Genomic DNA, 19470 nt, shown 5'->3' with positions numbered 1-19470 from the left:
AGGCCGAGCGTACCACGGAAAAGCCGAAGAGACGCTCCTTCTCGCGTGGTCATCCGCGTGCGCACCCGGCGAGTGTCAGGCGCGCCGAAATTTGCTACCACCAAAGGCATGCGTGGAGCTCGGGCAGCGCTCGTCACGTTCGCGCTCGGCAGCGTTGGCTGCGCCGGCGCCACACCGATGACCCCCGCACCCCCGTCGCCCGAGGCCGCGGAGATCCAGGCGCGGTCGGGCGCACCCGCGTGGCTCCCCGCGTACTCCGCCGCCCAGCGCGCCCTGCTCGCCCCGGTCGATACGCCCATTCAGACGCCCGCGGCGCCCGTCTATCCCGACCTCGGCCGCTTCGAGTACGCCGGCCCGGCGCGCGTCGACGACCTGCGCAGGACGCTGCGTTTCTCCAGCCTGATCGTGACGGTGATCGACAAATCCCCGCGGCTCTACTCGCTCGACGACGCGCCGCCGGAGCTCGCGAACCTGATCGCGCAGTACGGCCCGCCCCCATCCGCAGAACCGGATCCCTGGCAAGCAGCGGAGATGAGCCGCAAGGATCGCTCTCTCACGCTGACCGAGGTGAAGCTCTCGGAGGAGGCGAAGGCCTCGCTCGCGACGGCCCGCGCGAAGCGCGACGTCGGCGATACGAAGGCCGCCTCCGACGCGTTCCGGGCCGCCCTCGTCGCGACGCCCGCCGCGGCGATCGCGCTCGAGCTCGGCGACATGCTCGCGGCGAAGGGCCAGGCGAAAGAAGCGCGCGACGCGTTCGAGGAGGCGGTCATCATCGATCCGACGCTCGCGACGGCGCACCTCGGGATCGCCGAGCTCGCCGCAAAACGCGGCGATCGCGACGAGGCGCGCCGCTGGCTCGCCGAGGCCATCGCCTACTGGCCGGCCTCGCGCCGCGCCCTCGCGCTCGCGGACAGGCTCACGAACGGCCTCGCCTCGTCGCGCCTCACGCGGCTGCCCCTCTTCCGGGTCTTCGTCGACGTCGACAGCGCGGGCGCGATCCACGTCGGCTCCTCGGGCGGCGAGCCGGCGCGCATCTACGCCGGATGCCGCGCCGTGATGCGCTACGAGCCCAAGGTCCGCGCCCGGATCTTCGAGCAGCCGGAGGACGTGCCCTACCACCTCACCATGATGGAAGAGCTCATCTGCATGGAGTCGGCGATCGGGGTGTACGTCGCTGCGCGGATGTCGGGCAAAGGAGCGGCGGATCCGACGATGGACGCGCTCGTCGACATCGCCCGCGACGAAGGCCTCGGCGGCTACGTGATGACCGAGATCCTGGGCCGGCACCGTCCCGAGCGAGCGCGCGTGGCCCCACGCGAAGTGCATCGGGCCATGGTGCGTTACGTCGAACGCACGATGCTCGGCGCGCCGCTCGTCGCCGACCCCGACCAAGGGGTGTACACGGCGGCGCGTTGACCCCCCGGAGGTCGTCGATGAACACGCATTCGCGCCGTTTGCACCGCGGTCCGTCCCTCCTCCACGCCCTCGCCTGCGCCCTGCCCGCCCTCACGGCCCTCGTCCTGCCGCTCGTCGCGACCGCCGAAGCCGGCGCGCTCCGCGTCACCTGGAAGCCGTCCGTCTCGTCCCCCCGCCCCGCCGCCCCGAAGACCACGCCACGCGAGGCGTCGCTCCTCGGCCTCTGCGGGCCCGCCGACGGCGCGCTCATGGACGTCGCGGGGATCGTGGCGCGGCGCCAGCTCGACGGCGCGAGCGCGCTGACGGCCGACGAGCTCGCCTTCGCGCTGCGCGCCGCGGGAGATCCCCACGTGTGGCCGAAGGCGTGGTCGCTCTCGGGGCAGAACCTCGACGACGCAGACACGGAGGCGCGGTTCAAGGGGTGGATCGGCGGCATTCGTACGCTCGGCAAGCGGCGATGCGGGGTCGCGAAGCTCGACGGGGAGAACGGCGCCGGGGTCGCGACGGTGATCACGTTCGACGCGCTCGCGGACATGGCGCCGGTGACGACGTCCGCGCGGGTCGGGCAGTGGATCACGCTGGAAGGGACGATGCTCGTGCCAGCCTCGGGCGTGCAGGTGGTGCTGCTCGGGCCACGCGCGGCGCCGCGCACGGTGCCGAGCTCGCTGTCGGGGGGCAAGATTCGCTCGACGTTCGCGGTGGATCAGCCGGGCGCGTGGCTCGTGCAGGTGCTCGCCACGGTGTCGACGGGTCCGCGGCCCGTGCTGGAGACGACGATCTACGCGGGGCAGAAGCCGCCGAGCGCGTTCGTGCGCGCAGCGGTGCCGGGCGAGGAGGCCGCGGCGGGCGCGAAGGACGACGCGGACGCGATGCTGCGCATGATCAACGCGGCGCGCATCGCCGAGGGTCGCAAGCCGCTCGTGCGGGATCCGGCGCTCGACAAGGTCGCGAAGGCGCACTCGGAGGAGATGATGAAGGCGCGGATCGTGGGCCACGACGTGGGCGGCGGCGATCCACGCAAGCGCATCGAGGCGGCGGGGATCAAGGCGGCGATCGCCGGGGAGAACGTGGCGAGCGCGAGCTCCTTGCCGAACGCGCATCGGGCGCTCTGGGCGAGCCCGTCGCATCGCGGCAACCTCCTGCTCGAGCGGTTCACGAAGGTCGGCGTGGCCGTCGCGCGCGCGGCCGACGGGTCGTACTGGGTGACGGAGATGTTCTCCGGGCCCTGAGACGATCAGCTCGTACCCTTCCCTCACCCCCCATCCCCCTCTCCCTCACGGGAGAGGGGGAGCTTCGGTTCGTTTGAGGTCGAAGGAATTTCCGTGTGCGACTTGCGCCGGAGGGGCACGAGCTGGGGCTCGGAGGTGGGCTCGGGCTGGATCGTGCAGTGCTCGAGGCCGTGGGCCTCGCGCAGGCGCGCGGCGACGGCCTGGACGACGTCGGTGCCGTGGAAGCCGCGGGCGATGACGATGTGCACGGTGAGCACGTCGAAGCCCTCCGAGATCGACCAGACGTGCAGGTCGTGGAAGCCCGTGACGCCGGGGACCTTGAGCAGCGTCTCCTCCACGTGCGCGATGTCGATCTCGATGGGGCTGCCCTCCATGAGCACGTGCGAGGTGTCGCGCACGAGCTTGAAGCCGCCCCAGCAGATCAGGAGCGCGATGACGCCGCTGATGATCGGGTCGGCGCGGGTCCAGCCGAGCGAGAGGACGAGCACGCCGCCCACGATCGCGCCGACGGAGCCGAGCGCGTCGGAGAGGACGTGCGCGAGCGCGGCGCGCGTGTTGATGTTGTGCCCCTTTTCGCCGATCGAGAGCACCGCCGCGGCGAGCAGGTTGACCACGAGGCCCACCACCGCCGTGGCCGTCATGGCCGTGCCGTCGATCGAGCGCGGCTCCTGGAAGCGCTGCACGGCCTCGCCGAAGATCCACACGGCCGTGAGCGCGAGGGCGACGCCGTTCGCGAAGGCCGCGAGCACCTCGGCGCGGCGATACCCGTAGGTGCGGGCGCGCGTGCGCTGCTGCGAGGCGATGCGCTGCGCGATCATGGCGAGCGCGAGCGCCGCCGCGTCCGCGAGCATGTGCCCGGCGTCCGCGAGGAGCGCGAGGCTGCCCGACAAGAAGCCGACGATCGCCTCGACGACCATGAAGCCGGCCGTGATCGCGAACGCGATGACGAGCCGCCGGATCGGCGTGCGCCGCAGCTCGCTCAGGCCATGCGCGTGGCCATGGTCGTGGTCGTGATCGTGGTGCGCGTGCGCGTGATCGTGATCGTCGTGATGCGCGTGGTCGTGATGCGCGTGTTCGTCCGGCTGCGCCGCACGTGCCATGGCCCGGAGGGTAGTCCATCCACGAGCGGGCGAAGGCCCCGATCGACGCGGCGGACGAGCCGAGCGGGTCCAAATCTTGGGCGGGCGGGGCTTCGTTGACTATGCTCCGCGCCATGGCCGAACCGTCGGACCGCCTCGTGTGGGTGGATCTGGAGATGACTGGGCTCGATCCGGAGCGCTGCGTGATCGTCGAGATCGCCACGATCATCACGGACTCGAACCTCCGCGTGGTGGAGGAGGGGCCGAACCTCGTCATCCACCAGCCGCCGGAGGTGCTCGCCACGATGAACGACTTCGTCCGCGACCTGCACGCCCGATCGGGGCTGCTCGAGCGGATCCCCGCTTCGACGGTCTCGCTCGAAGACGCCGCCGCGCAGACGCTCGCCTTCGTGCAGAAGCACGTGACGAAGGGGACCGCGCCGCTCTGCGGCAACTCCGTGTGGAAGGACCGCGAGTTCCTCGAGCGGTACATGCCCGCGTTCGTGGCCCACCTGCATTACCGCATGATCGACGTGTCCACGCTGAAGGAGCTCGTGAAGCGGTGGTGCCCGGCGCGGCAAGCGCCGAAGAAGAAGGAGACGCACCGCGCGCTCGACGACATCCGCGAATCGATCGAGGAGCTCGCCCATTACCGGTCGCTGCTCTTCGCCCCCCTCGCGGCGCGCGCCCAGGGCTAGCGAGATCGCCGTGTAAGGCGAAGCCGGCGTCCTCGTTCCCGATGCACACGCCACGGAGAACGGATAGCCGCCATGATCGCCTCGAACCGCCTCGCCTCGACCTTCGCGCCCGCCCTCGCCTCCCTCGCGCTGCTCGCCGGCTGCGGCAGCGCGCCGCCCATGGCCGCCGAACCCCACGCCATGGCCGGCGCCGCGCGGCCCGAGATGGCCATGCCCAGCCAGCCCGCCCTCGAGCGCTCCTACTTCACGAGGGACGTGACCGGCGCGCTCACGGAGCAGGACCTGCAACGCGTGCTCGAAGCGCCCATCGATCTGCAGCTCCCCGCGCGTATCGGCGTCATTCCCCTGGCCGAGCCCTTCGACCCGAAAGGCGCGCCTTCGCTCGGCCTGCGCAACACGGCGTCCCACCATTTCGCCAAGGCCCTCGCCGGGAACCCGAACTTCTCGGCCGTCACCGACATCTCCACCGACCTGCCCAACGTGGGCGGTATCGAGGGCCTGCGCGTCATCGCCGCGCGCTACCGGCTCCGGTATCTCGTGTTGTATTCGGAGCGCTTCGAGGACAGCACGCACCTGAACGGCTGGGCTTGGCTCTATCCCACGGTGATCGGCATGTTCCTCGCGCCGGGCGTCACGGTCGAGAGCCACGGCATCGCACAGGCCGATTTCCTCGACGTGCGCACGGGGACGATCCTGTTCTCCGTGACCGAGCCGCTCAGGGTCTCGAAGAAGGAGCAGATGATCGGCGCCGCGCGCTCGCACCGCGACGAGCAAGGCAAGATCGCCGCCGACGGGGCCCGCGCGCTCGCCAGACGCGTGCATGTCCAGACGAACGCGCTCGTGGCCTTCGCCGACGAGACACGCGGCGCGCAGCCGAAGCCGCGGCTCTTGCCGGCCCCCGTCGTCGCCTCCTCGCCCGGGACGGGCGTGGCCTCGGAGATGGGCCTCGCCAGACCCTGAATCAAGCGCGCCAGAGCGCGAGCACCCAGAGAGCCACGCCGAGCAGCGCGACGAGCACACCGGCGCGCGCGCGGGCGACGTCGAAGGCGCCCGGCGCGTCGCTCGAGCGGCGCACGGCCCACGCCGCTCCGCCCGCCCACGCGACGAACGAGACGAGCAAGAGGACGACCCAGTGTGTACGAGGCGCCTCGTCGCGGAGCAGCGCGGCGAGCTGCCGCTGCTCGATACGTTGCGGCGGCTCGGTCCGCGTGCCCGGGGGCCGCGGCGCCGCCGCCTCGATACGCGCGATGGCCAGGTTCGCGCGGTCGAGGTCCTCCGCGTGCGGAATGACGAGCCAGCGCGTCTCGAGCGCCGCCGTGCGGATGCCGCGCCAGGCGAGCAGCGCGAGGTCCCGATCGCCGAGACCCTCCGCGGTCGTCGCGATCGCCCCGAGCCGCTCGTACGCGACCCGCACGTGTGGCGCGCCCGGCGCGTACCAGCCCGCGGCCCTGCGCGCCCGCACCGTGGCCTCGTAGGCATCGCCGCGCTCGAGCGCCGCCGTGCTCTCCGCGATCTCCGACTCGCCCGACCAGACGACCCGCGCCGTCACCGCGCCGAGCACGAGCCCGACGAAGCCCACGGTCGCGAGCGCGCGCAGGGCGCGCGTGAAGAGGCGCGCGCGCGCGGGGGACATCGGGGGAGGAGCTTTCGCGTCGCTCACAAGAAATCACGCTCGTTGAAGACGAGCGCAGCCACCGCCAGGAGGCCCAGCGACCAGCCGAGCGAGGTGAGCGAAGCCATCCCGAGGTACGACGAGAGCTTCACGTCGATCGCCTCGCCGACGAGGAGCGGGCGCGGCGGGACGAAGATCTGCAGGTTCGGTACGATCTTCGAAAGGGCGACGCCGATGTCGTGAATCGTCTGTCCGAACGATTTGACCGGCAAGCGCGCGAGGTTATCGGCATGGCGCCCGACGCCCCACACGCCGAGCGTCATGAGCGCCGACAAAAACGGCGTGGAGAACGACGAGAACAGGGTCGCGGCCGCCGCGACGATCGCGATCTCCAGCATCGTGAGCAGGCTCGACGCGAGCACCACGCGTCGCTCGTCGGGCGCGACGTCCGAGAGCACGACGCCGAGCACGAGCATGCCGAGGGCCCACGGGATCACGCCGTAGGTGCGCATCGAGGGCAGACGCCAGCCGAGGACGCCCATCAGCACGAGCCAGACGATCGCCTGGGCGATCATGCTGTAGATGCGCAGGGGTGACACGCCCGCGCCGAGGGCCGCGCTGAGCAGGAGCACGAGGCCCGCGTCGGCCATCACGAAGACCGCGATCGTGAGCAACGTGCCGAGGTACTTGCCGACGAGGTACTCGCTCCTGCGGATCGGCCGCGCGAGGATGGGGAAGAGCGTCTTCTGCTCGAGCTCACGGTGCAGCGACGTCGCGCCGATGATGATCGCCACGGCCAGGCTGAAGATCGAGATCGAGGCCGCGCCGAGGTCACTCACCACGCGCGGCGCGTTCTTCAGCGTGAAGGCCCCGACCACGAGCGAGTAGAGCGAGACCGCGAAGGCGACGGCCGCGAGCCCGAGCAGGATACGCGCGCGCACCGACTCGCGGTACGTGTTCAGGGCGATGACGCCGATCCGGCCGAACATGGCGCGGAACGTATCACGAAGCGATCGGTTGTCAGACCTTGCGGATGCAGCCGCCGCCGACGTCGAGGAAGCGGCCCCGCTGGAGGGCCGACTCGAGCGCGCCGTCGAGGCCCGTCAGGATCGAGCCGCCGCGCTGCAAACGCACAAAGGCGAGACCCGTGTTCGACGCAGCCCAGTAGGCGGCGAAGCGCAGCGCCGCGTCCCGGTCGGTCGGCTCGCGGTCGAGCGCGTTCATCAGGCAGAGCGTCCAATCCTCGGACGAATAATCCTTCGCGTCCGAACGAATGGCGCGGATCTGGCCGCGCTTCGGCCGATCGAAGCGGCCATCGCGCATGCCGTTGTCGATCGCGCGCTCGACGGCGACGCGCGCTTTGGCCTTCTTCGCTTCGTCCTCCTCGTCGACGAGCCCGAGCAGGACGAGCGCGTCGAGCGCTTGCCCGACGGCGTCGTCCCTGTCGAGCGCGCCTCTGCCGAAGAGGATCTCGAAGACCCAATCGACCTGCGCGTCGCGGCTTGCGAGCACGAAGCCCGCCTCGCCGTGGTTTTCGGAATCCACCCGAGGAGAGGCCGACCTTCGCCGATTTCGAGGAGGTGTCATCTTGCCCGTTCCAGCCCCGGATATCGAGGCCGAGCGAGCGGCGTATGTACTTCCATACCGGCGCGACGTCGAGCCCCGACGAAGCACCACGTGAAAAAGCAGCCCTTCGCGTGGTTTCGTGATGTGGCCAATATTTCGCGGGTTCGGCGCGTGGTTGGTTTCGCTCGACGCCGCCCGCCCCGTCAGTACCCTCGGGCGCGTGATCGTATCCGGTGGCCAGGGTCAGGGGCGTTCGCAGTCATTTCCATTCCCTACGCGCCATGCCGCGCTCCGGCGTGGGAGCGTCGCTTACTTTGACGCCGGGGAGGGGGAAAGCGTGGTGTTCGTCCACGGACTCGTGGGTGATTTCACGCACTTCGAGCATGTCTTGTCGCCCCTCGCTGGTCGATTTCGCCTCGCGGGGCTCGATCTGCCGGGCTGCGGGCTCTCGTACAAACCGCGGACGAGAAACACGATCGCGGGGTACGCCGACACGCTCCTGGAATGGATGGACGAGCGCGGGATGCGCTCCGCGACGCTCGTCGGGCACTCGGCCGGGGGGCAGGTCGTGGCGCGGGCGGCGCTCGAGGCGCCGGAGCGGGTCGAGCGCCTCGTGCTCATCGGCGCGGCGGGGATGCGCAGGTACCCGCCCGGGACCCCGTGGCTCGCCGAGACGCTCCTTCAGCCCTGGGTCCTCGCCCGGACGCTCGACCGGCTGGCCATGCCGATGCTCGACCGCGTGTTCGTCGCGCGGAACGCGTATACCCGGAAATTCGTGAAAGACCAGCTCGACAGGCCCATCCACCCCACCATCGACGAAATGGCGAAGGTGTTCCACGACCTCGCGAAGGACCTGGTGGCGCCGACCATCCTGGAGAACGCGCACCGGTTCGCCATGCCCGTCCTCGTCGTCTGGGGCGAAAAGGACCGCTTGATTCCGCAGGAGAGCGCGGCGGAGGTGGCAGCCAAGCTACCCAGGGTTATAATGAAGGTAATTCCTGGGTGCGGCCACCTGCCCATGATCGAGTGTCCGGACGAGGTCGTACGGACGCTCGACGGCTTTTTCGGTTCTTCCGTGAGCGCGCCCGAGGTGACCAGGACGATCCCCGCATGAAATCCGAAGTCGCGCAGCATTCGAGCGCGCCCAATACTTCACGAAAATACGGACACACCGTCCCCGAGATCCGGACCGACGTCGTGAGGCGCTCGCACCGCATCATCTCGCGGCTCGTGAAATCGTATTTCCGGAGCGAGATCCGCGGCGCCGAGCACATCCCGTCGTCCCAGACGATCATCGTCACCCACCACGACGGCGGCGTCTTGCCCGTCAATGGCCTTTGCCTCGGGGTCCACTGGTACGACCATTTCGGGTTCGACCGTCCCCTCTACGTCCTCACCCACGACCTCCTGCACAGCCTGTGGGACCCGTTCTCACGCCTGCTCGCGGATTCGGGGCTGCTCCGCGCCGACCGGAATGCGATGGACGCGGTGCTCGAGCGCGGGCAATCCGTCCTGATCTTCCCCGGCGCCGCGCGCGAGTCGTTCCGGCCGTTCTGGCACCGCGCCAATATCGACCTCGGCGGCCGCAAGGGCTTCATCGCGCAGGCGATCCGCTGGGGTTTGCCCATCACGCCCGTCGTCTCCGCGGGCTCACACGAGACCGTCGTCGTCCTCTCGGGTGGCCACGACCTCGCCAAGATGCTCGGCATCCCGAAGATCGTGCGCTCGGCCGACGTCTGGCCGCTGCTCTGCGGGCTGCCGTGGGGCGTCTGGGCGCTGCCGTTTTTGCCGCACGTCCCGCTGCCCGCCAAGATCACGACCGAGGTCCTGCCCCCGATCCACCTCTCCGAAGCGCTCGGGATGGACCTCGGCCCCCACCACGCCAAGGACCCGGAGATCGTCCAGGCCGGCTTCGAACTCGTCGTCGGCCGCATGCGCAAGCGCCTCGGCGAGCTCTACGGCGAGCGCAAGTTCCCCGTCCTCGGCTGATCTAGCGCTTGCGCGGCGACGCCCACTCGCGCCGGAGCAGGCCGTAGACACACTGATCCACGCGGCGGCCGTGGATCATGAAGTGCTCGCGCAGCGTGCCCTCGTGCACGAAGCCGAGCTTCTCGGCGAGCCTACGCGAGGCGCGGTTCGGCTCGCTGATGTACGCGAAGAGCCGCGCGAGGTCCGTCTGCTCGAAGACACGATCGACGAGCGCCGCCACCGCCTGCGTCGCGATGCCCCGGCGATGGTAGGCCTGCGCGACGTGGTACGAGATCTCCGCGTGGCCGAGGCGAAAACTCGGCCGCAGGATCGACACGATCCCCACGCACTCGTCCTGCCACTGCACGATCCAGCGGTGCTCTTGCTTCTCCGGATCGGAGAGGTCCGGCGTCGACGCGACGAGCCGCCGGCGCAGCGCCTCGACCGACCAGGGCTCGATCGGCATGTAACGCTGGGCGTGCGCCTCGCTCCGCCAGCCGTACCAGAGCTGCGCGTGCGCCGCGCGAGGCGGCACGAGCTGGACGAGGGAGGCACGCGGGACAGCAGAGAGGGCCATCGACATCGCAAAACTCGAGGGGCAGTTCGAAACGCGCGCGATGCTAAGGGCACTCGCCCCCGCCACGCAACGAAAGCAGTAGGGGGCGCGACGATCCTTCTCGAATCGTACGTTTCGCGATATCTCTCGTGCCCTCACATTCCTTGAAAACAGGGAGCTTTCCATGTCTACCCGCGTTCGGCCTCGTCGCACATTGCGTCTCTCCCTCGGCGCCTCCGCTGCCCTCTGGGGCGGCACGTTCACCCTCCTCGGCGCGTCGCTCTTCGCATGCGGCACCGACACGACAGGCGTGTTCCAGACCGGCGGGAGCGCCGGAGCCGGGAACACGCCGAGCGCGGGGCCCGGCGGGTCCGGGGGCGCGGGAGGGCAAGGCGGCGGGCAAGGCGGCTCGGGCGCCGGGATGACCGGAGGGGAGGACTGCCTCGACGGCGCGGACAACGACGGCGACGGCGACGCCGACTGCGCCGACGCCGACTGCACGGAAGGTTTTTCGTGCGTGGAGGCGCCGGAGGGCTGGTCGCTCGCGTGGACCACGGAGGGCGACGCGCCGCCCGCGGGCTGCGGCGACGCGACGCCCGAGGAGCTCCACACGGATCCCGCGGGCGCAGCCGCGTGCACGGCGTGCACGTGTGGTGATCTCCAGGGCGCGGCGTGCTCGACGCCGGGGCTCACGTGCCACCCGAACTCCACCGGCTGCTTCGGCGGCGGCGACGACTGGTCGGGCCCGTTCCAGAACGCCACCTGCGCCAAACCGACGGACCTGCTCAACTTCGCGTTCACGCTCTCCTGCCGGCTCTCCGGCGAGGCGACCCTGACCGCGCCCGGGAGCTGCGCGCCGTCCGTGAGCGACTTCCCCAACCAGGAGCCCTTCGGCGGTCACGTCCTCGCGTGCGACGTGAAGAGCTCGAGCGGCGGCTGCGGCGCAGGCGCGAAGTGCGCGCCGAAGCCCGCCGCCGCCGAGAGCCTCTGCCTGCGTCAGGAGGGCGAACAAGCCTGCCCCGACGGGTTCACGCAGATCGTGAGCTACAAGAGCGCGGCGGACACGCGCGGGTGCAGCGCGTGCGCGTGCGAGTCCGCCGCGACGTGCGCGGGCGGGGCCTACCGCTTCTACGACGCCGACAGTTGCATGCTGGGCGGCAACGCGAACCCGATCGACATCAACAACGACACCTGCCGCAACGTCTCGACGCTGCTCGACGCGAGCTCGTGGTCCATCGAGGCGATCCCGGCCATGCCGAGCGGCTCGTGCACCCCGACGGGCGGCGCGCCGACCGGCGAGCTCACGCCCGAAGGCGCGGTGACGTTCTGCTGCAAGTGAGCTAGCGGTTCTGGAAGAAGCATGTCCATCGAGCTCGTCATCGTTCGCCATGGTCAGTCGGAGGGGAACCGGGATCGGGTCTTCACGGGTCACGGGCCCTCGCCGCTCACCGAGCGCGGGCGCCGCGAGGCCGAGGCCGTGGCGCGGCGGATCGCGGAGAAGCCCGTCTCCGCGATCTTCGCGAGCGACCTGCCCCGCGCCCTCGAGACCGCGGCCCCCATCGTCACGCAGACGGGCGTCCCGCTCGTCGCGGACCCGGCGCTCAGGGAGCGGAACTTCGGCGAGTTGACGGGCACCTCGTTCGCCGACATCGAGGAGCGCCACCCCGACGTGTGGCGAGCGCTCCGCGCGCGCGACCCGCTCTTCCGCCCGCCGGGCGGCGAGTCGAACGCCGACTGCCGCGCCCGGATCGCCGGCTTCGTCGACGCCCTGCTCGCCGCGCGCGCCGAGGGTCGGATCGTGCTCGTGAGCCACGGCGTGGCGATCAACCAGCTCCTCTACCACCTGCTCGGCTTGCCGGCCGAGGCGCCGCCGGTCGTCTTCCGCGTGGACAACTGCTCGGTCCAGCGCGTCGAGCGCCACGAGGGCGTGGTGCGGATCCTGTGCATCAACGACAAGAGCCACCTCGAAGGTCTTTTGACCTGAAACAAAAGGGCCCCCGGACAAACGCCCGGGGGCCCGCGGCTCACGCGGAGCGCGTCAGCACTTGCGCCAGATGATGTTGTACGTGTGGCGCACGACGAGGCTGAGCGAGTCGACCGTCATCAGGCCCGCGCCGCTGCGGTTCGCGAGCGTCGAGACGGCCGCCTGCGTGCTGATGTTGAGCGGGCGCATCGCGCCGCACGGCGACCACACCGCCGCCTCGAGGGTGAGGTTGTCGCGGCGGAAGTAGTTCTCCGAGAAGGGACCGACGATCCGCGTGCGGAAGCTCCGCCCGAAGCCGCCCGTGAAGTAGTACGTCGAGGTCTGGGTCCCGACGATCTTCTCCTCGAGATCGGCGAAGCCGCGGTAGTCGGCCGAGACGAGGGAGAAGCTGTAGCCCTGCGGGAAAGCCAGGTCGACGGTGAGCTGACAGAACTTGCGCGCTTCGCTCGGCAAGTTCAGCGGGCTCGCCTCGGCCGTGAAGGCCCCGAAGATGAGCTCCAGCGCCTTCCGGTCCTCGGAGAGCGTGCCGGCGACCGAGTTCTGCGGGCAACCGGTCCCGTTGTAGACGAGGCCGCGAATCTCGACCCCGTCCGGCGGCTCGACGAGGTCGTAGGGCTGTGCATCGGCGCGCTCCGAGACGCCGAGGACTGCCGAACCAGCCGCGACCAACGCAACGAGCAGCTTCTTCATGATGATACCCCCCTTGTTCGATCGCTCGCGGGTCTCCCCGCGGCGGTGCATGGGCACGACGAAGGCGCAGGGGTCCGCCCAGACCGCCTCCTCCGTGCCGTCCGATGGCGAACCTGTGGAGGTAGGCCGTCCGTCGCAAGCCTCGGACGGCGCCAACCGCGCGCTTCGATTCCCGCGTTTTCGAGGGCGCACGCGGGAAAACCGAGGGGGCTGGAAAACGAAAAGCGCCGTGTTCCAGGTGGGGAACACGGCGCTTCTTTTTGAGGCTTCGCAGCTTCGCTGCTTCGCCACTCGCTGCGGGTTTTCTTGGTGGACCTGACAGGGATCGAACCTGCGACCTCTAGAGTGCGATTCTAGCGCTCTCCCAACTGAGCTACAGGCCCGTCAGCGACTCGCGGGACTCTACTGATCGAGGCCCGCGAGTCAAGACGAAAGTTTCGTTTTGATCGGCCCCGTCAGCCTCCCGACCTCGCTTGCCCACGCGTGGCCGGGTTTTCGAAGGAGAAGAGCTTGTCCTTCTCCAGCTTGTACGACTCCTTCTTGCCGAAGGGCGGGTTCAAGTCCTTCACCCAGTACACCTCCCCCGAGACGATCGTGTCCTCGGGGCGGCCCGTGCGCTCGGGGTAGCGGTAGAGGAACTCCTTCATCGCATCCCGATAGGCCGAGTTCGCCGGCAGGTGCATGCGGTTGAAGTAGTCGCTCCAGATCTGGTTGTAGCGGAGGCTCTGCGCCTTCGTCAGGTCGAACTCCGGCGGCTTGCCGGTGAACGGATCGATCGTGCGGCCGTCGATGGTCTTCGCGGCGACCACGATCGTCCCGTCGTCCATGACCGGGTTCGGCGAGAACATGAACCAGCCCTGCAAGTACCGCATCTTCTGCGCGAGGATCCGCAGCGGCTCGGGGTGCGGCACCTTCACGCGGCGGTTGACGACCCAGAGCTCGACGAGCGCCTGGTTCACCGCACCCGCGAGCATCACGACGACGGCGAGCTCGCGCAACGTCGCGACGAAGCGGCCAGCCTTGCGGCCGAGCGGCGAGGGCTCGTTCGTGGCGAGCGGGCCCGGCGCGTGGGGCACACGCAGGCCGAAGATCCGCGACACGTCACGCGCCGTGATCACGCTCCAGATCGCGTCGACGAGGTGCGAGAGCAGAGGCAGGCGGAAGAGCCAGGCGATCGTGGGGCCGAGCGGCAAGGCGGCGACGATGTCGGCGAGCGCGGCGCTCCGCTCGAGGCGCGCCTTGTCGTTCGGTCGCTCCACGGCGATGCCGCGCGTGAGGCCCGGCTCTGCGCGGAACGTGAGCAGCTCGTAACGATCGAGGCGCTTGAGCAGGCGGCAGAGCAGGAGCGAGGCGCCGGACGCGCCGTCGAAGAGGACCACGCGGGCGCGGTGCGCGCGGCGCATCGTGCGGGCGGCGAGGTCCCAGTCGTCGGAGGTGAAGAGCAGGGTGGAGAAGCCGCACATCGCCCAGGCGAAGGGGCCGAGGACGAAGGTCGCGCCGAAGCCGATGTGGAGGATACACATGAGGGCGACGGCGAGCCGACGAGCCCACGAGCGGGCGAGCGGCGTGGCGAGGCAAATCGGAATGACGGCCTCGCTGATGAGGACGAACCAGGTCGCGTAGGGGATGAGCCGGGGCGGGATGTACCCGCGCACGGCCGCCACGATCGGCGTGACCATGCGGTCGACCCAGAGCACGTAATGGACCGCGGTGCCGTTTCTCCAGGCGGTCCCGGTCTTGTGAATGACGTTGAAGTAATAAATGGCCGCGATCTGGAGGAGGATGACGCCGACCACGAGGGAGACGTGGGGCGTGAGGCGGCGGGGCTCGACGACGTCCTTGCGGTCGTTGAGCTCGTCGGCATTGGCCTCTTTGCGGCGCCGCATCGAGTCGAGCAGGGCGTCGACGGAGAACCGGTCCCCCATCGGGAGGAAGGCGGTCCACATCACGAGGAGGTTGTAAACGACGTACCCGCCATTCTCGATGAGGAGGATGCGTCCATTCATGCTGGCCACGAAGATCGCGGCGAGGACGTGGGCGATACGGGTCTTGTAGCCGACGAGGACGCAGAGGAAGGTGACGAGGAGGACGACCCAGAGGGCCCAGAGCTCCGGGGCGGTGGAGAAGGCATTGAAGAGGGTGAAGGCGCCCCAGGCCTGGGGGCGGAAGAGGTTCAGGTGTGTCGGCAGGACGCCCTTGTCGGAGTACATGTGGAGCCAGTCCGGGGTGCGCCGGAACAGGTCCATGACCATGAGGAAGCCGATCATGATCCGGGCGAAGCCGAGGGTGCGCCGGTCGGCGGAGAGGTAGACGTCGCGGATGATCGTCCAGTACCCCTGGAGGTGCCAGGAGAGCCAAGCGAGCCCTCTCGGCGCCTCGGCAGCGCCTTCCGGCGCGGCTTCGAGGGCCTCGGGGGCCGTGCTTTCGTCGACGGGCGGCTGGCCGATGGCGGAGCTCATGGGACGGACCCCCATTAGCGCGAATCGCCGCGCGCCGCACCTCTCTTTCCCTTCCCGCGCGGGGGTCGTTTGCGTTAGGCTCGGCGCGCTCCCGGGTATTCGCCACACGGATTTCGCATGCTGGACGCTACGGAACGGAAGACCCTGGCCTGGTCGGCCTTCATCGCCGGGGTGTTATGCCTGATCCCCGGGGAGCAGCTTCACCACGCGCTGAAGGGTCCGCGGCCCGTGGACTACGTGGTGCAGTTCCTGCGCGACGGGCTCCTGCGCGACCGCCTGCTCGCGCACCACGCGACGCACATCGCCTGGGCGATCTGCGCGGCGCTGGTGGCGCATCACCTGTGGAGGAGCCGGAAAGAGGAGGCGGCGGAGGCGGAGAGGGAGCCGGGCTCCGCGGAGCCAGGGAGTTCCGGGTCGGTGGGGGGTTGACAGGTCAGAAGGAGAAGCGGGCGGAGAGGGCGGGCTTCGGCAAGGTTTCGCGGACCTTGCGGATGGCGGAGAGCCAGGCTTCGGAGGCGGGGGGCGGCTCTTTTCGTGTGCAGGCGGCATATACGGCGAGGGCGGCGGTCAGCGTCGCTTGCTCGGGCTCGTCGGGGTTGTCGAGCATTCGATCGCCGACCCAGAAAAACTCCTCCGGGAGGCGGGTCGCGAGCGCCCTCTCGTCCACCGGTATGCCTTCGGTCTCACAATACGCGCGGTAGGCGAGCTCCGCGGCGATGTCCCTGCGCACGCCGCGTATCCTTCGCAGGAGGTCACGCTCACCCTCCCGATGGGCGCGGGCCCATTCCGCGTCCTCCTCGGGGACCGGATCTCGTTTGGCCCGGCGACCTGACGGGTGGGCTCCCCGGATCGCCTGTACACGTGCAGCCTCTCGAATCACGCCACCTGCACGAGCCGCTCCGCCGCGAGGCGCGCGCCGAGGATGTTTCGCGCCGGCGGGCCCAGCTCGAGTTCGGCGAGCGGACCCGTCACGAAGAGGTTCGGGTGCCAGCGCAGGCTCCGATCCACGATCGGATATCCGCAGGAAGCGCATCGAAGCCCGAGCTCCTGGACGGCATTGGCGAGCCACGCGCCGCCTGGACGCCGCGTCTCGAAGCCCGTCGCGAGTACGACCGTATCGGTGACGAGGGGCGCGCCGCCGTCGTCGAGGGAAATATCGATATTGCCATCGATGAGCGCCGCCGCCGACACCCCCGCGATACGCAGGGAGAGCCTTCGTTCGTGCACGGCGCGTCGGAGAGCCGAGGCCACGTCGTCGGGCATCGATCCGCGGTGGCGCGCGTGGCGGATGAGGTGGCGACGGACGTCGTGGTCCGCGACGCGCGCAAAATCGTCGAGGTTCTTTGGCCCCATCCACCCCGGATCCGTATCGAATGCAAACACGCGCGCGGGGTGCCGCGCGAGGATCGTGACCGACCCTTCCTGGCGTTTCGCCAGCGCGAGGGCCGTCTGCGCGGCGCTGATTCCGCCCCCTACGACGACCACGTGACGAAACGGAGCCATTTGCGCGCGCACGAAGCCCGGCTCGAACACGTGGTGCACGCACCCCCCTTCCTCGCGCAGGCTGCGCGCCCAGTCGGGGATCGCCGGCTGATCACCCATTCCGATCGCGAGGAGCACGCGGCGGGCGTCGAGGGCCCCCTCCGTCGTATCGACGCGTATCCCTCCCGGGATTGCCATGATCGACCTCGCCTCCCCCTGCACGCGCAGCGAAGCGAGCCCGTGCTTCTGTATCACGTTTTCGGAGTGGGCCCGGAAGACCGACAGCGAGGGCCGGAGGTAGCGACCGAGGAAGGCTCTCTCACCACGGCGAGGCCGCGACGGCGCGAATCTCCGCAGGTCGAACGGCTCGGGATCGAGGTGGTGCACGAAGGAGGAGCGCAAGAACTCCATTCCCACGTTCTCCGTGCACGCATTCCACCGCTCGAGCGGAGCCACGTGCGGGTCCAGCACGCGCAAACGATCCCGCGCGACACGACCGCCGAGCGTCAATGCGAGCGAGAGATACGTCCCGTGGACACCACCACCAATGACCAGCCAGTCCAGCATCAGAACTCACCCGAGCGCAGTTGTAATTTTGATGTAATAACGGAGAGGGGCAGGAAGCCACGGGAACTCGATGTCCGCGCTGGAGGCCTCGGCGTCACAGCTACATCGCTGTTGCAACAGTATACGAGTCCGTTCATGATGGGCGCATGAACGTACGAGCGAGCCTCCCCTCGGACACCACGCAAACCGCATGCGCCGACTCCGCCCGTCCGGAGCATCGATCGCACGCCGAGGACGCCCGGGAAGCTTGCTGCGGGCACCACCACCCTCGTCGACATGCGGCAAAAGACGGGGCCGCCCGCTCGTCTTTCTTCGGCGCGGTGCTCCCGGTCCTCGCCTGCGCCGTCTGCCCCACGTGCCTCGGCGCCTGGGCGCAAGCCCTCTCCGCGCTCGGCGTCGGATTCGTGATCACCGAGGCGCAGCACCTCGCTCTGCTCGTCGTCGCGGTCTCGGTGACGCTCTTCGTCAGCATTCGTCGTCATGCGCGCTCCCGCCGCAAAGGCCCGCTCGCGCTCTCGCTCGCCGGCTCGGTTGGCCTCGTCGCGAGCCACCTCCTCGGGGAAATCGAGGCCCTCGCCTGGGCGTCGATCGTGATCCTCGTGGCGGCGTCCATCTGGCAGCATCGAGCCCTGCCGAGCCCGGCGCGACCGGCGGAGCAAGCCGCCGCCTGATCGCCTCCCTCCCTCAATGCGCGCCGTCCGCCGCCTCCCGCGTCCACATCGACGCGAAACGGCGATCACCGGGCGGCGCGCCGTCGGCCTCTTCCTCGGCCAGAGCCCACGGCGGGAACGGATCCTCGAATTGCCGGATTTTCTCGGGTCCGAGCGCCATTTCCTCGTCCGTGAGCAGGCAAGCCTCGAGCCGCGCCCGCATCCCCTCGCGCTCCGCGGTCCCGATGATCACGATCTCCTGCCGCCGGTCGCCGAGCTCGGGATCCCAATCGGCCTCGATCCTATGCCGCGCCCCCTCGTCCTCGGGCCAATCCTCCCTCGATTGCGCGGCCCACCATTTCCCCACCACGCCGAACCGGCACGCGCCGCCCGCCTGGGACCACTCCGCGACCCATTCGGGACGCGTCGCCAGCCAGAAGAAACCCTTCGACCGGATCACGCCCGGCCACTGCTCGTGGATGAGCGTATAAAACCGCGCCGGATGCAAGGGGCGCCGCGAGCGGAACACGAAGCTGCCGAGGCCGTATTCCTCCGTCTCCGGCACGTGTTCGCCGCGCAGCTCGGCCATCCAGCCCGGCGCCTCCCTCGCCTTCTCCAGATCAAAAAGCCCCGTACCCATGACCGCGTCGAGCGGCACGTTCCCGAACGTGGCGTGTACGATCTTCGCCCGCGAATTGAGCCTCTGCAGCGTGGCCTCGAGCAATCCGACCTCCTTTTGCGAGACGAGGTCCACCTTGTTCAGCACGATGACGTCGCAGAACTCCACCTGATCGACGAGCAGGTCGACGACGCTCCGATCGTCCTCCTCGGACGCCGCGACGCCCCGCTCCACGAGGTCCTCGGCCGCCGCGAAATCCCGGGAGAAATTGTATGCGTCGACGACCGTCACCATGGTATCGAGCCGCGCCACGTCCGAGAGCCGCGCGCCCGTGTCGTCCTCGAAGCCGAAGGTCTCGGCCACGGGCAATGGCTCGCTGATCCCCGTCGACTCGACGAGCAGATAATCGAAGCGCCCCTCCTCGGCGAGCTTCTTCACTTCGAAGAGGAGGTCCTCGCGCAGCGTGCAGCAGATGCAGCCGTTCGTCATCTCGACGAGCCGCTCGTCGGTGCGGCTCAGCGCGGCGGCGCCGCCGCGGACGAGCTCGGCGTCGATGTTCACCTCGCTCATGTCGTTCACGATGACCGCGACGCGCTTGGCCTCGCGGTTCCCGAGCACGTGATTGAGCAGCGTCGTCTTTCCTGCGCCAAGGAAGCCGGAGAGCACGGTGACGGGGAGCCTGCGATCGCTCATTTCCCGCCGCCGCCCTTGGAGATCTTCCCCTCGGTGAAGACGACGTGCTTGCGGGCGATCGGATCGTACTTCTTGATCTGGAGCTTCTCGGCCATCGTCCGCTTGTTCTTCGTCGTGTAGTAGCAATACCCGGTGCCCGCCGACGAGACGAGCTTGATCGTGTCGCGCATGGCCTCGCTCCTACATCACTTCTCATCTAGTT

Annotated in this window: 21 protein-coding genes and 1 tRNA gene; 10 read left to right on the top strand and 12 right to left on the bottom strand. The window is 69.5% G+C overall.

What is annotated here, in order from left to right:
- Positions 1–177: 177 nt before the first annotated feature.
- Entirely contained in the window at positions 178–1416 is a 1239-nt protein-coding gene (locus GF068_RS33555) for a tetratricopeptide repeat protein (RefSeq protein ID WP_170319838.1), read from the top strand.
- 17 nt (positions 1417–1433) lie between these two features.
- The gene (locus GF068_RS33550; RefSeq protein WP_153823607.1) at positions 1434–2645 is read left to right on the top strand and encodes a CAP domain-containing protein; all 1212 of its coding nucleotides are present in this window, start codon (positions 1434–1436) and stop codon (positions 2643–2645) included.
- Between the two features lie 23 nt (positions 2646–2668).
- Here GF068_RS33550 and GF068_RS33545 read toward each other — a convergent pair whose 3' ends face one another.
- Positions 2669–3745, bottom strand: coding sequence for a cation diffusion facilitator family transporter (locus tag GF068_RS33545; RefSeq protein WP_153823606.1), 1077 nt, complete (start codon positions 3743–3745; stop codon positions 2669–2671).
- 113 nt (positions 3746–3858) lie between these two features.
- Between GF068_RS33545 and orn the strand changes: the two genes are divergently transcribed.
- Both orn and GF068_RS33535 read left to right on the top strand, forming a co-directional pair.
- Entirely contained in the window at positions 3859–4422 is a 564-nt protein-coding gene (orn, locus tag GF068_RS33540; protein WP_153823605.1) for an oligoribonuclease, read from the top strand.
- A gap of 72 nt (positions 4423–4494) precedes the next feature.
- Positions 4495–5382, top strand: a complete 888-nt coding sequence (locus GF068_RS33535) for a hypothetical protein (protein ID WP_153823604.1) — start codon at positions 4495–4497, stop codon at positions 5380–5382.
- A 1-nt stretch (position 5383) separates the two neighbouring features.
- On the opposite strand, the gene GF068_RS33530 is transcribed toward GF068_RS33535, so the two are convergent.
- Genes GF068_RS33530 through GF068_RS33520 form a run of 3 tightly spaced genes read right to left on the bottom strand, consistent with a single transcriptional unit; the run spans position 5384 to position 7546 of the window.
- Complete coding sequence (locus GF068_RS33530) at positions 5384–6055, bottom strand: hypothetical protein (protein ID WP_153823603.1); 672 nt, start codon at positions 6053–6055, stop codon at positions 5384–5386.
- Positions 6056–6078: 23 nt separating this feature from the next.
- A complete protein-coding gene (locus GF068_RS33525) occupies positions 6079–7023 on the bottom strand; it encodes an ABC transporter permease (RefSeq protein ID WP_153823602.1) in 945 nt (314 codons plus the stop codon).
- 31 nt (positions 7024–7054) lie between these two features.
- Positions 7055–7546 carry a hypothetical protein gene (locus GF068_RS33520; RefSeq protein ID WP_170319837.1) on the bottom strand — a complete coding sequence of 164 codons (492 nt, stop codon included), beginning with the start codon at positions 7544–7546 and terminating at the stop codon, positions 7055–7057.
- Positions 7547–7940: 394 nt separating this feature from the next.
- Between GF068_RS33520 and GF068_RS33515 the strand changes: the two genes are divergently transcribed.
- Complete coding sequence (locus GF068_RS33515; RefSeq protein ID WP_170319836.1) at positions 7941–8714, top strand: alpha/beta fold hydrolase; 774 nt, start codon at positions 7941–7943, stop codon at positions 8712–8714.
- A complete protein-coding gene (locus tag GF068_RS33510; protein ID WP_153823599.1) occupies positions 8711–9589 on the top strand; it encodes a 1-acyl-sn-glycerol-3-phosphate acyltransferase in 879 nt (292 codons plus the stop codon). The genes GF068_RS33515 and GF068_RS33510 overlap by 4 nt, the downstream gene beginning before the upstream one ends.
- Position 9590: 1 nt before the next feature.
- Here GF068_RS33510 and GF068_RS33505 read toward each other — a convergent pair whose 3' ends face one another.
- On the bottom strand, positions 9591–10145 hold the full coding sequence (locus GF068_RS33505; protein WP_170319835.1) for a GNAT family N-acetyltransferase: 555 nt from the start codon (positions 10143–10145) through the stop codon (positions 9591–9593).
- A 163-nt stretch (positions 10146–10308) separates the two neighbouring features.
- On the opposite strand from GF068_RS33505, the gene GF068_RS33500 reads away from it, so the two are divergent.
- Positions 10309–11463, top strand: coding sequence for a hypothetical protein (locus GF068_RS33500; protein WP_170319834.1), 1155 nt, complete (start codon positions 10309–10311; stop codon positions 11461–11463).
- A gap of 21 nt (positions 11464–11484) precedes the next feature.
- The gene (locus GF068_RS33495; RefSeq protein WP_153823596.1) at positions 11485–12108 is read left to right on the top strand and encodes a histidine phosphatase family protein; all 624 of its coding nucleotides are present in this window, start codon (positions 11485–11487) and stop codon (positions 12106–12108) included.
- A gap of 54 nt (positions 12109–12162) precedes the next feature.
- Here the strand turns inward: GF068_RS33495 and GF068_RS33490 are convergent, their stop codons facing one another.
- From GF068_RS33490 to GF068_RS33480, 3 genes are all read right to left on the bottom strand, one after another.
- Positions 12163–12798: a DUF4360 domain-containing protein gene (locus GF068_RS33490; RefSeq protein ID WP_170319833.1), complete on the bottom strand. Its 636-nt coding sequence runs from the start codon at positions 12796–12798 to the stop codon at positions 12163–12165.
- Positions 12799–13105: 307 nt separating this feature from the next.
- Positions 13106–13181 (bottom strand) — tRNA-Ala (locus tag GF068_RS33485).
- Positions 13182–13253: 72 nt separating this feature from the next.
- On the bottom strand, positions 13254–15257 hold the full coding sequence (locus tag GF068_RS33480; RefSeq protein ID WP_240807765.1) for an HTTM domain-containing protein: 2004 nt from the start codon (positions 15255–15257) through the stop codon (positions 13254–13256).
- Between the two features lie 117 nt (positions 15258–15374).
- Between GF068_RS33480 and GF068_RS33475 the strand changes: the two genes are divergently transcribed.
- Positions 15375–15686, top strand: coding sequence for a hypothetical protein (locus GF068_RS33475; RefSeq protein WP_153823593.1), 312 nt, complete (start codon positions 15375–15377; stop codon positions 15684–15686).
- 4 nt (positions 15687–15690) lie between these two features.
- Here the strand turns inward: GF068_RS33475 and GF068_RS33470 are convergent, their stop codons facing one another.
- The gene (locus tag GF068_RS33470; protein ID WP_153823592.1) at positions 15691–15987 is read right to left on the bottom strand and encodes a hypothetical protein; all 297 of its coding nucleotides are present in this window, start codon (positions 15985–15987) and stop codon (positions 15691–15693) included.
- Between the two features lie 146 nt (positions 15988–16133).
- Complete coding sequence (locus tag GF068_RS33465; RefSeq protein WP_153823591.1) at positions 16134–17306, bottom strand: FAD-dependent oxidoreductase; 1173 nt, start codon at positions 17304–17306, stop codon at positions 16134–16136.
- 320 nt (positions 17307–17626) lie between these two features.
- On the opposite strand from GF068_RS33465, the gene GF068_RS33460 reads away from it, so the two are divergent.
- A complete protein-coding gene (locus tag GF068_RS33460) occupies positions 17627–17977 on the top strand; it encodes a MerC domain-containing protein (protein ID WP_153823590.1) in 351 nt (116 codons plus the stop codon).
- 13 nt (positions 17978–17990) lie between these two features.
- On the opposite strand, the gene zigA is transcribed toward GF068_RS33460, so the two are convergent.
- Together zigA and rpmG are read right to left on the bottom strand one after the other, a co-directional pair.
- Entirely contained in the window at positions 17991–19268 is a 1278-nt protein-coding gene (gene zigA / locus GF068_RS33455) for a zinc metallochaperone GTPase ZigA (RefSeq protein WP_153823589.1), read from the bottom strand.
- Positions 19265–19438 carry a 50S ribosomal protein L33 gene (gene rpmG / locus GF068_RS33450; protein ID WP_153823588.1) on the bottom strand — a complete coding sequence of 58 codons (174 nt, stop codon included), beginning with the start codon at positions 19436–19438 and terminating at the stop codon, positions 19265–19267. The genes zigA and rpmG overlap by 4 nt, the downstream gene beginning before the upstream one ends.
- Positions 19439–19470: the final 32 nt, after the last annotated feature.

It is taken from the genome of Polyangium spumosum (assembly GCF_009649845.1).
GTDB lineage: Bacteria > Myxococcota_A > Polyangia > Polyangiales > Polyangiaceae > Polyangium > Polyangium spumosum.
The sequence above is the reverse complement of the archived record's forward strand: the minus strand, read 5'-3'. Positions and strand labels throughout refer to the sequence as shown.

Excerpts from the sequence above, each read along its gene's own strand:
- GF068_RS33505 (WP_170319835.1), bottom strand. The coding sequence starts at position 10,145 with ATGGCCCTCTCTGCTGTCCCGCGTGCCTCCCTCGTCCAGCTCGTGCCG.
- rpmG (WP_153823588.1), bottom strand. The coding sequence starts at position 19,438 with ATGCGCGACACGATCAAGCTCGTCTCGTCGGCGGGCACCGGGTATTGC.
- GF068_RS33465 (WP_153823591.1), bottom strand. The coding sequence starts at position 17,306 with ATGCTGGACTGGCTGGTCATTGGTGGTGGTGTCCACGGGACGTATCTC.
- GF068_RS33535 (WP_153823604.1), top strand. The coding sequence starts at position 4,495 with ATGATCGCCTCGAACCGCCTCGCCTCGACCTTCGCGCCCGCCCTCGCC.
- GF068_RS33530 (WP_153823603.1), bottom strand. The coding sequence starts at position 6,055 with ATGTCCCCCGCGCGCGCGCGCCTCTTCACGCGCGCCCTGCGCGCGCTC.
- GF068_RS33480 (WP_240807765.1), bottom strand. The coding sequence starts at position 15,257 with ATGAGCTCCGCCATCGGCCAGCCGCCCGTCGACGAAAGCACGGCCCCC.
- GF068_RS33545 (WP_153823606.1), bottom strand. The coding sequence starts at position 3,745 with ATGGCACGTGCGGCGCAGCCGGACGAACACGCGCATCACGACCACGCG.
- GF068_RS33510 (WP_153823599.1), top strand. The coding sequence starts at position 8,711 with ATGAAATCCGAAGTCGCGCAGCATTCGAGCGCGCCCAATACTTCACGA.
- zigA (WP_153823589.1), bottom strand. The coding sequence starts at position 19,268 with ATGAGCGATCGCAGGCTCCCCGTCACCGTGCTCTCCGGCTTCCTTGGC.
- GF068_RS33475 (WP_153823593.1), top strand. The coding sequence starts at position 15,375 with ATGCTGGACGCTACGGAACGGAAGACCCTGGCCTGGTCGGCCTTCATC.
- GF068_RS33500 (WP_170319834.1), top strand. The coding sequence starts at position 10,309 with ATGTCTACCCGCGTTCGGCCTCGTCGCACATTGCGTCTCTCCCTCGGC.
- GF068_RS33555 (WP_170319838.1), top strand. The coding sequence starts at position 178 with ATGACCCCCGCACCCCCGTCGCCCGAGGCCGCGGAGATCCAGGCGCGG.
- GF068_RS33550 (WP_153823607.1), top strand. The coding sequence starts at position 1,434 with ATGAACACGCATTCGCGCCGTTTGCACCGCGGTCCGTCCCTCCTCCAC.
- GF068_RS33525 (WP_153823602.1), bottom strand. The coding sequence starts at position 7,023 with ATGTTCGGCCGGATCGGCGTCATCGCCCTGAACACGTACCGCGAGTCG.
- orn (WP_153823605.1), top strand. The coding sequence starts at position 3,859 with ATGGCCGAACCGTCGGACCGCCTCGTGTGGGTGGATCTGGAGATGACT.
- GF068_RS33490 (WP_170319833.1), bottom strand. The coding sequence starts at position 12,798 with ATGAAGAAGCTGCTCGTTGCGTTGGTCGCGGCTGGTTCGGCAGTCCTC.
- GF068_RS33495 (WP_153823596.1), top strand. The coding sequence starts at position 11,485 with ATGTCCATCGAGCTCGTCATCGTTCGCCATGGTCAGTCGGAGGGGAAC.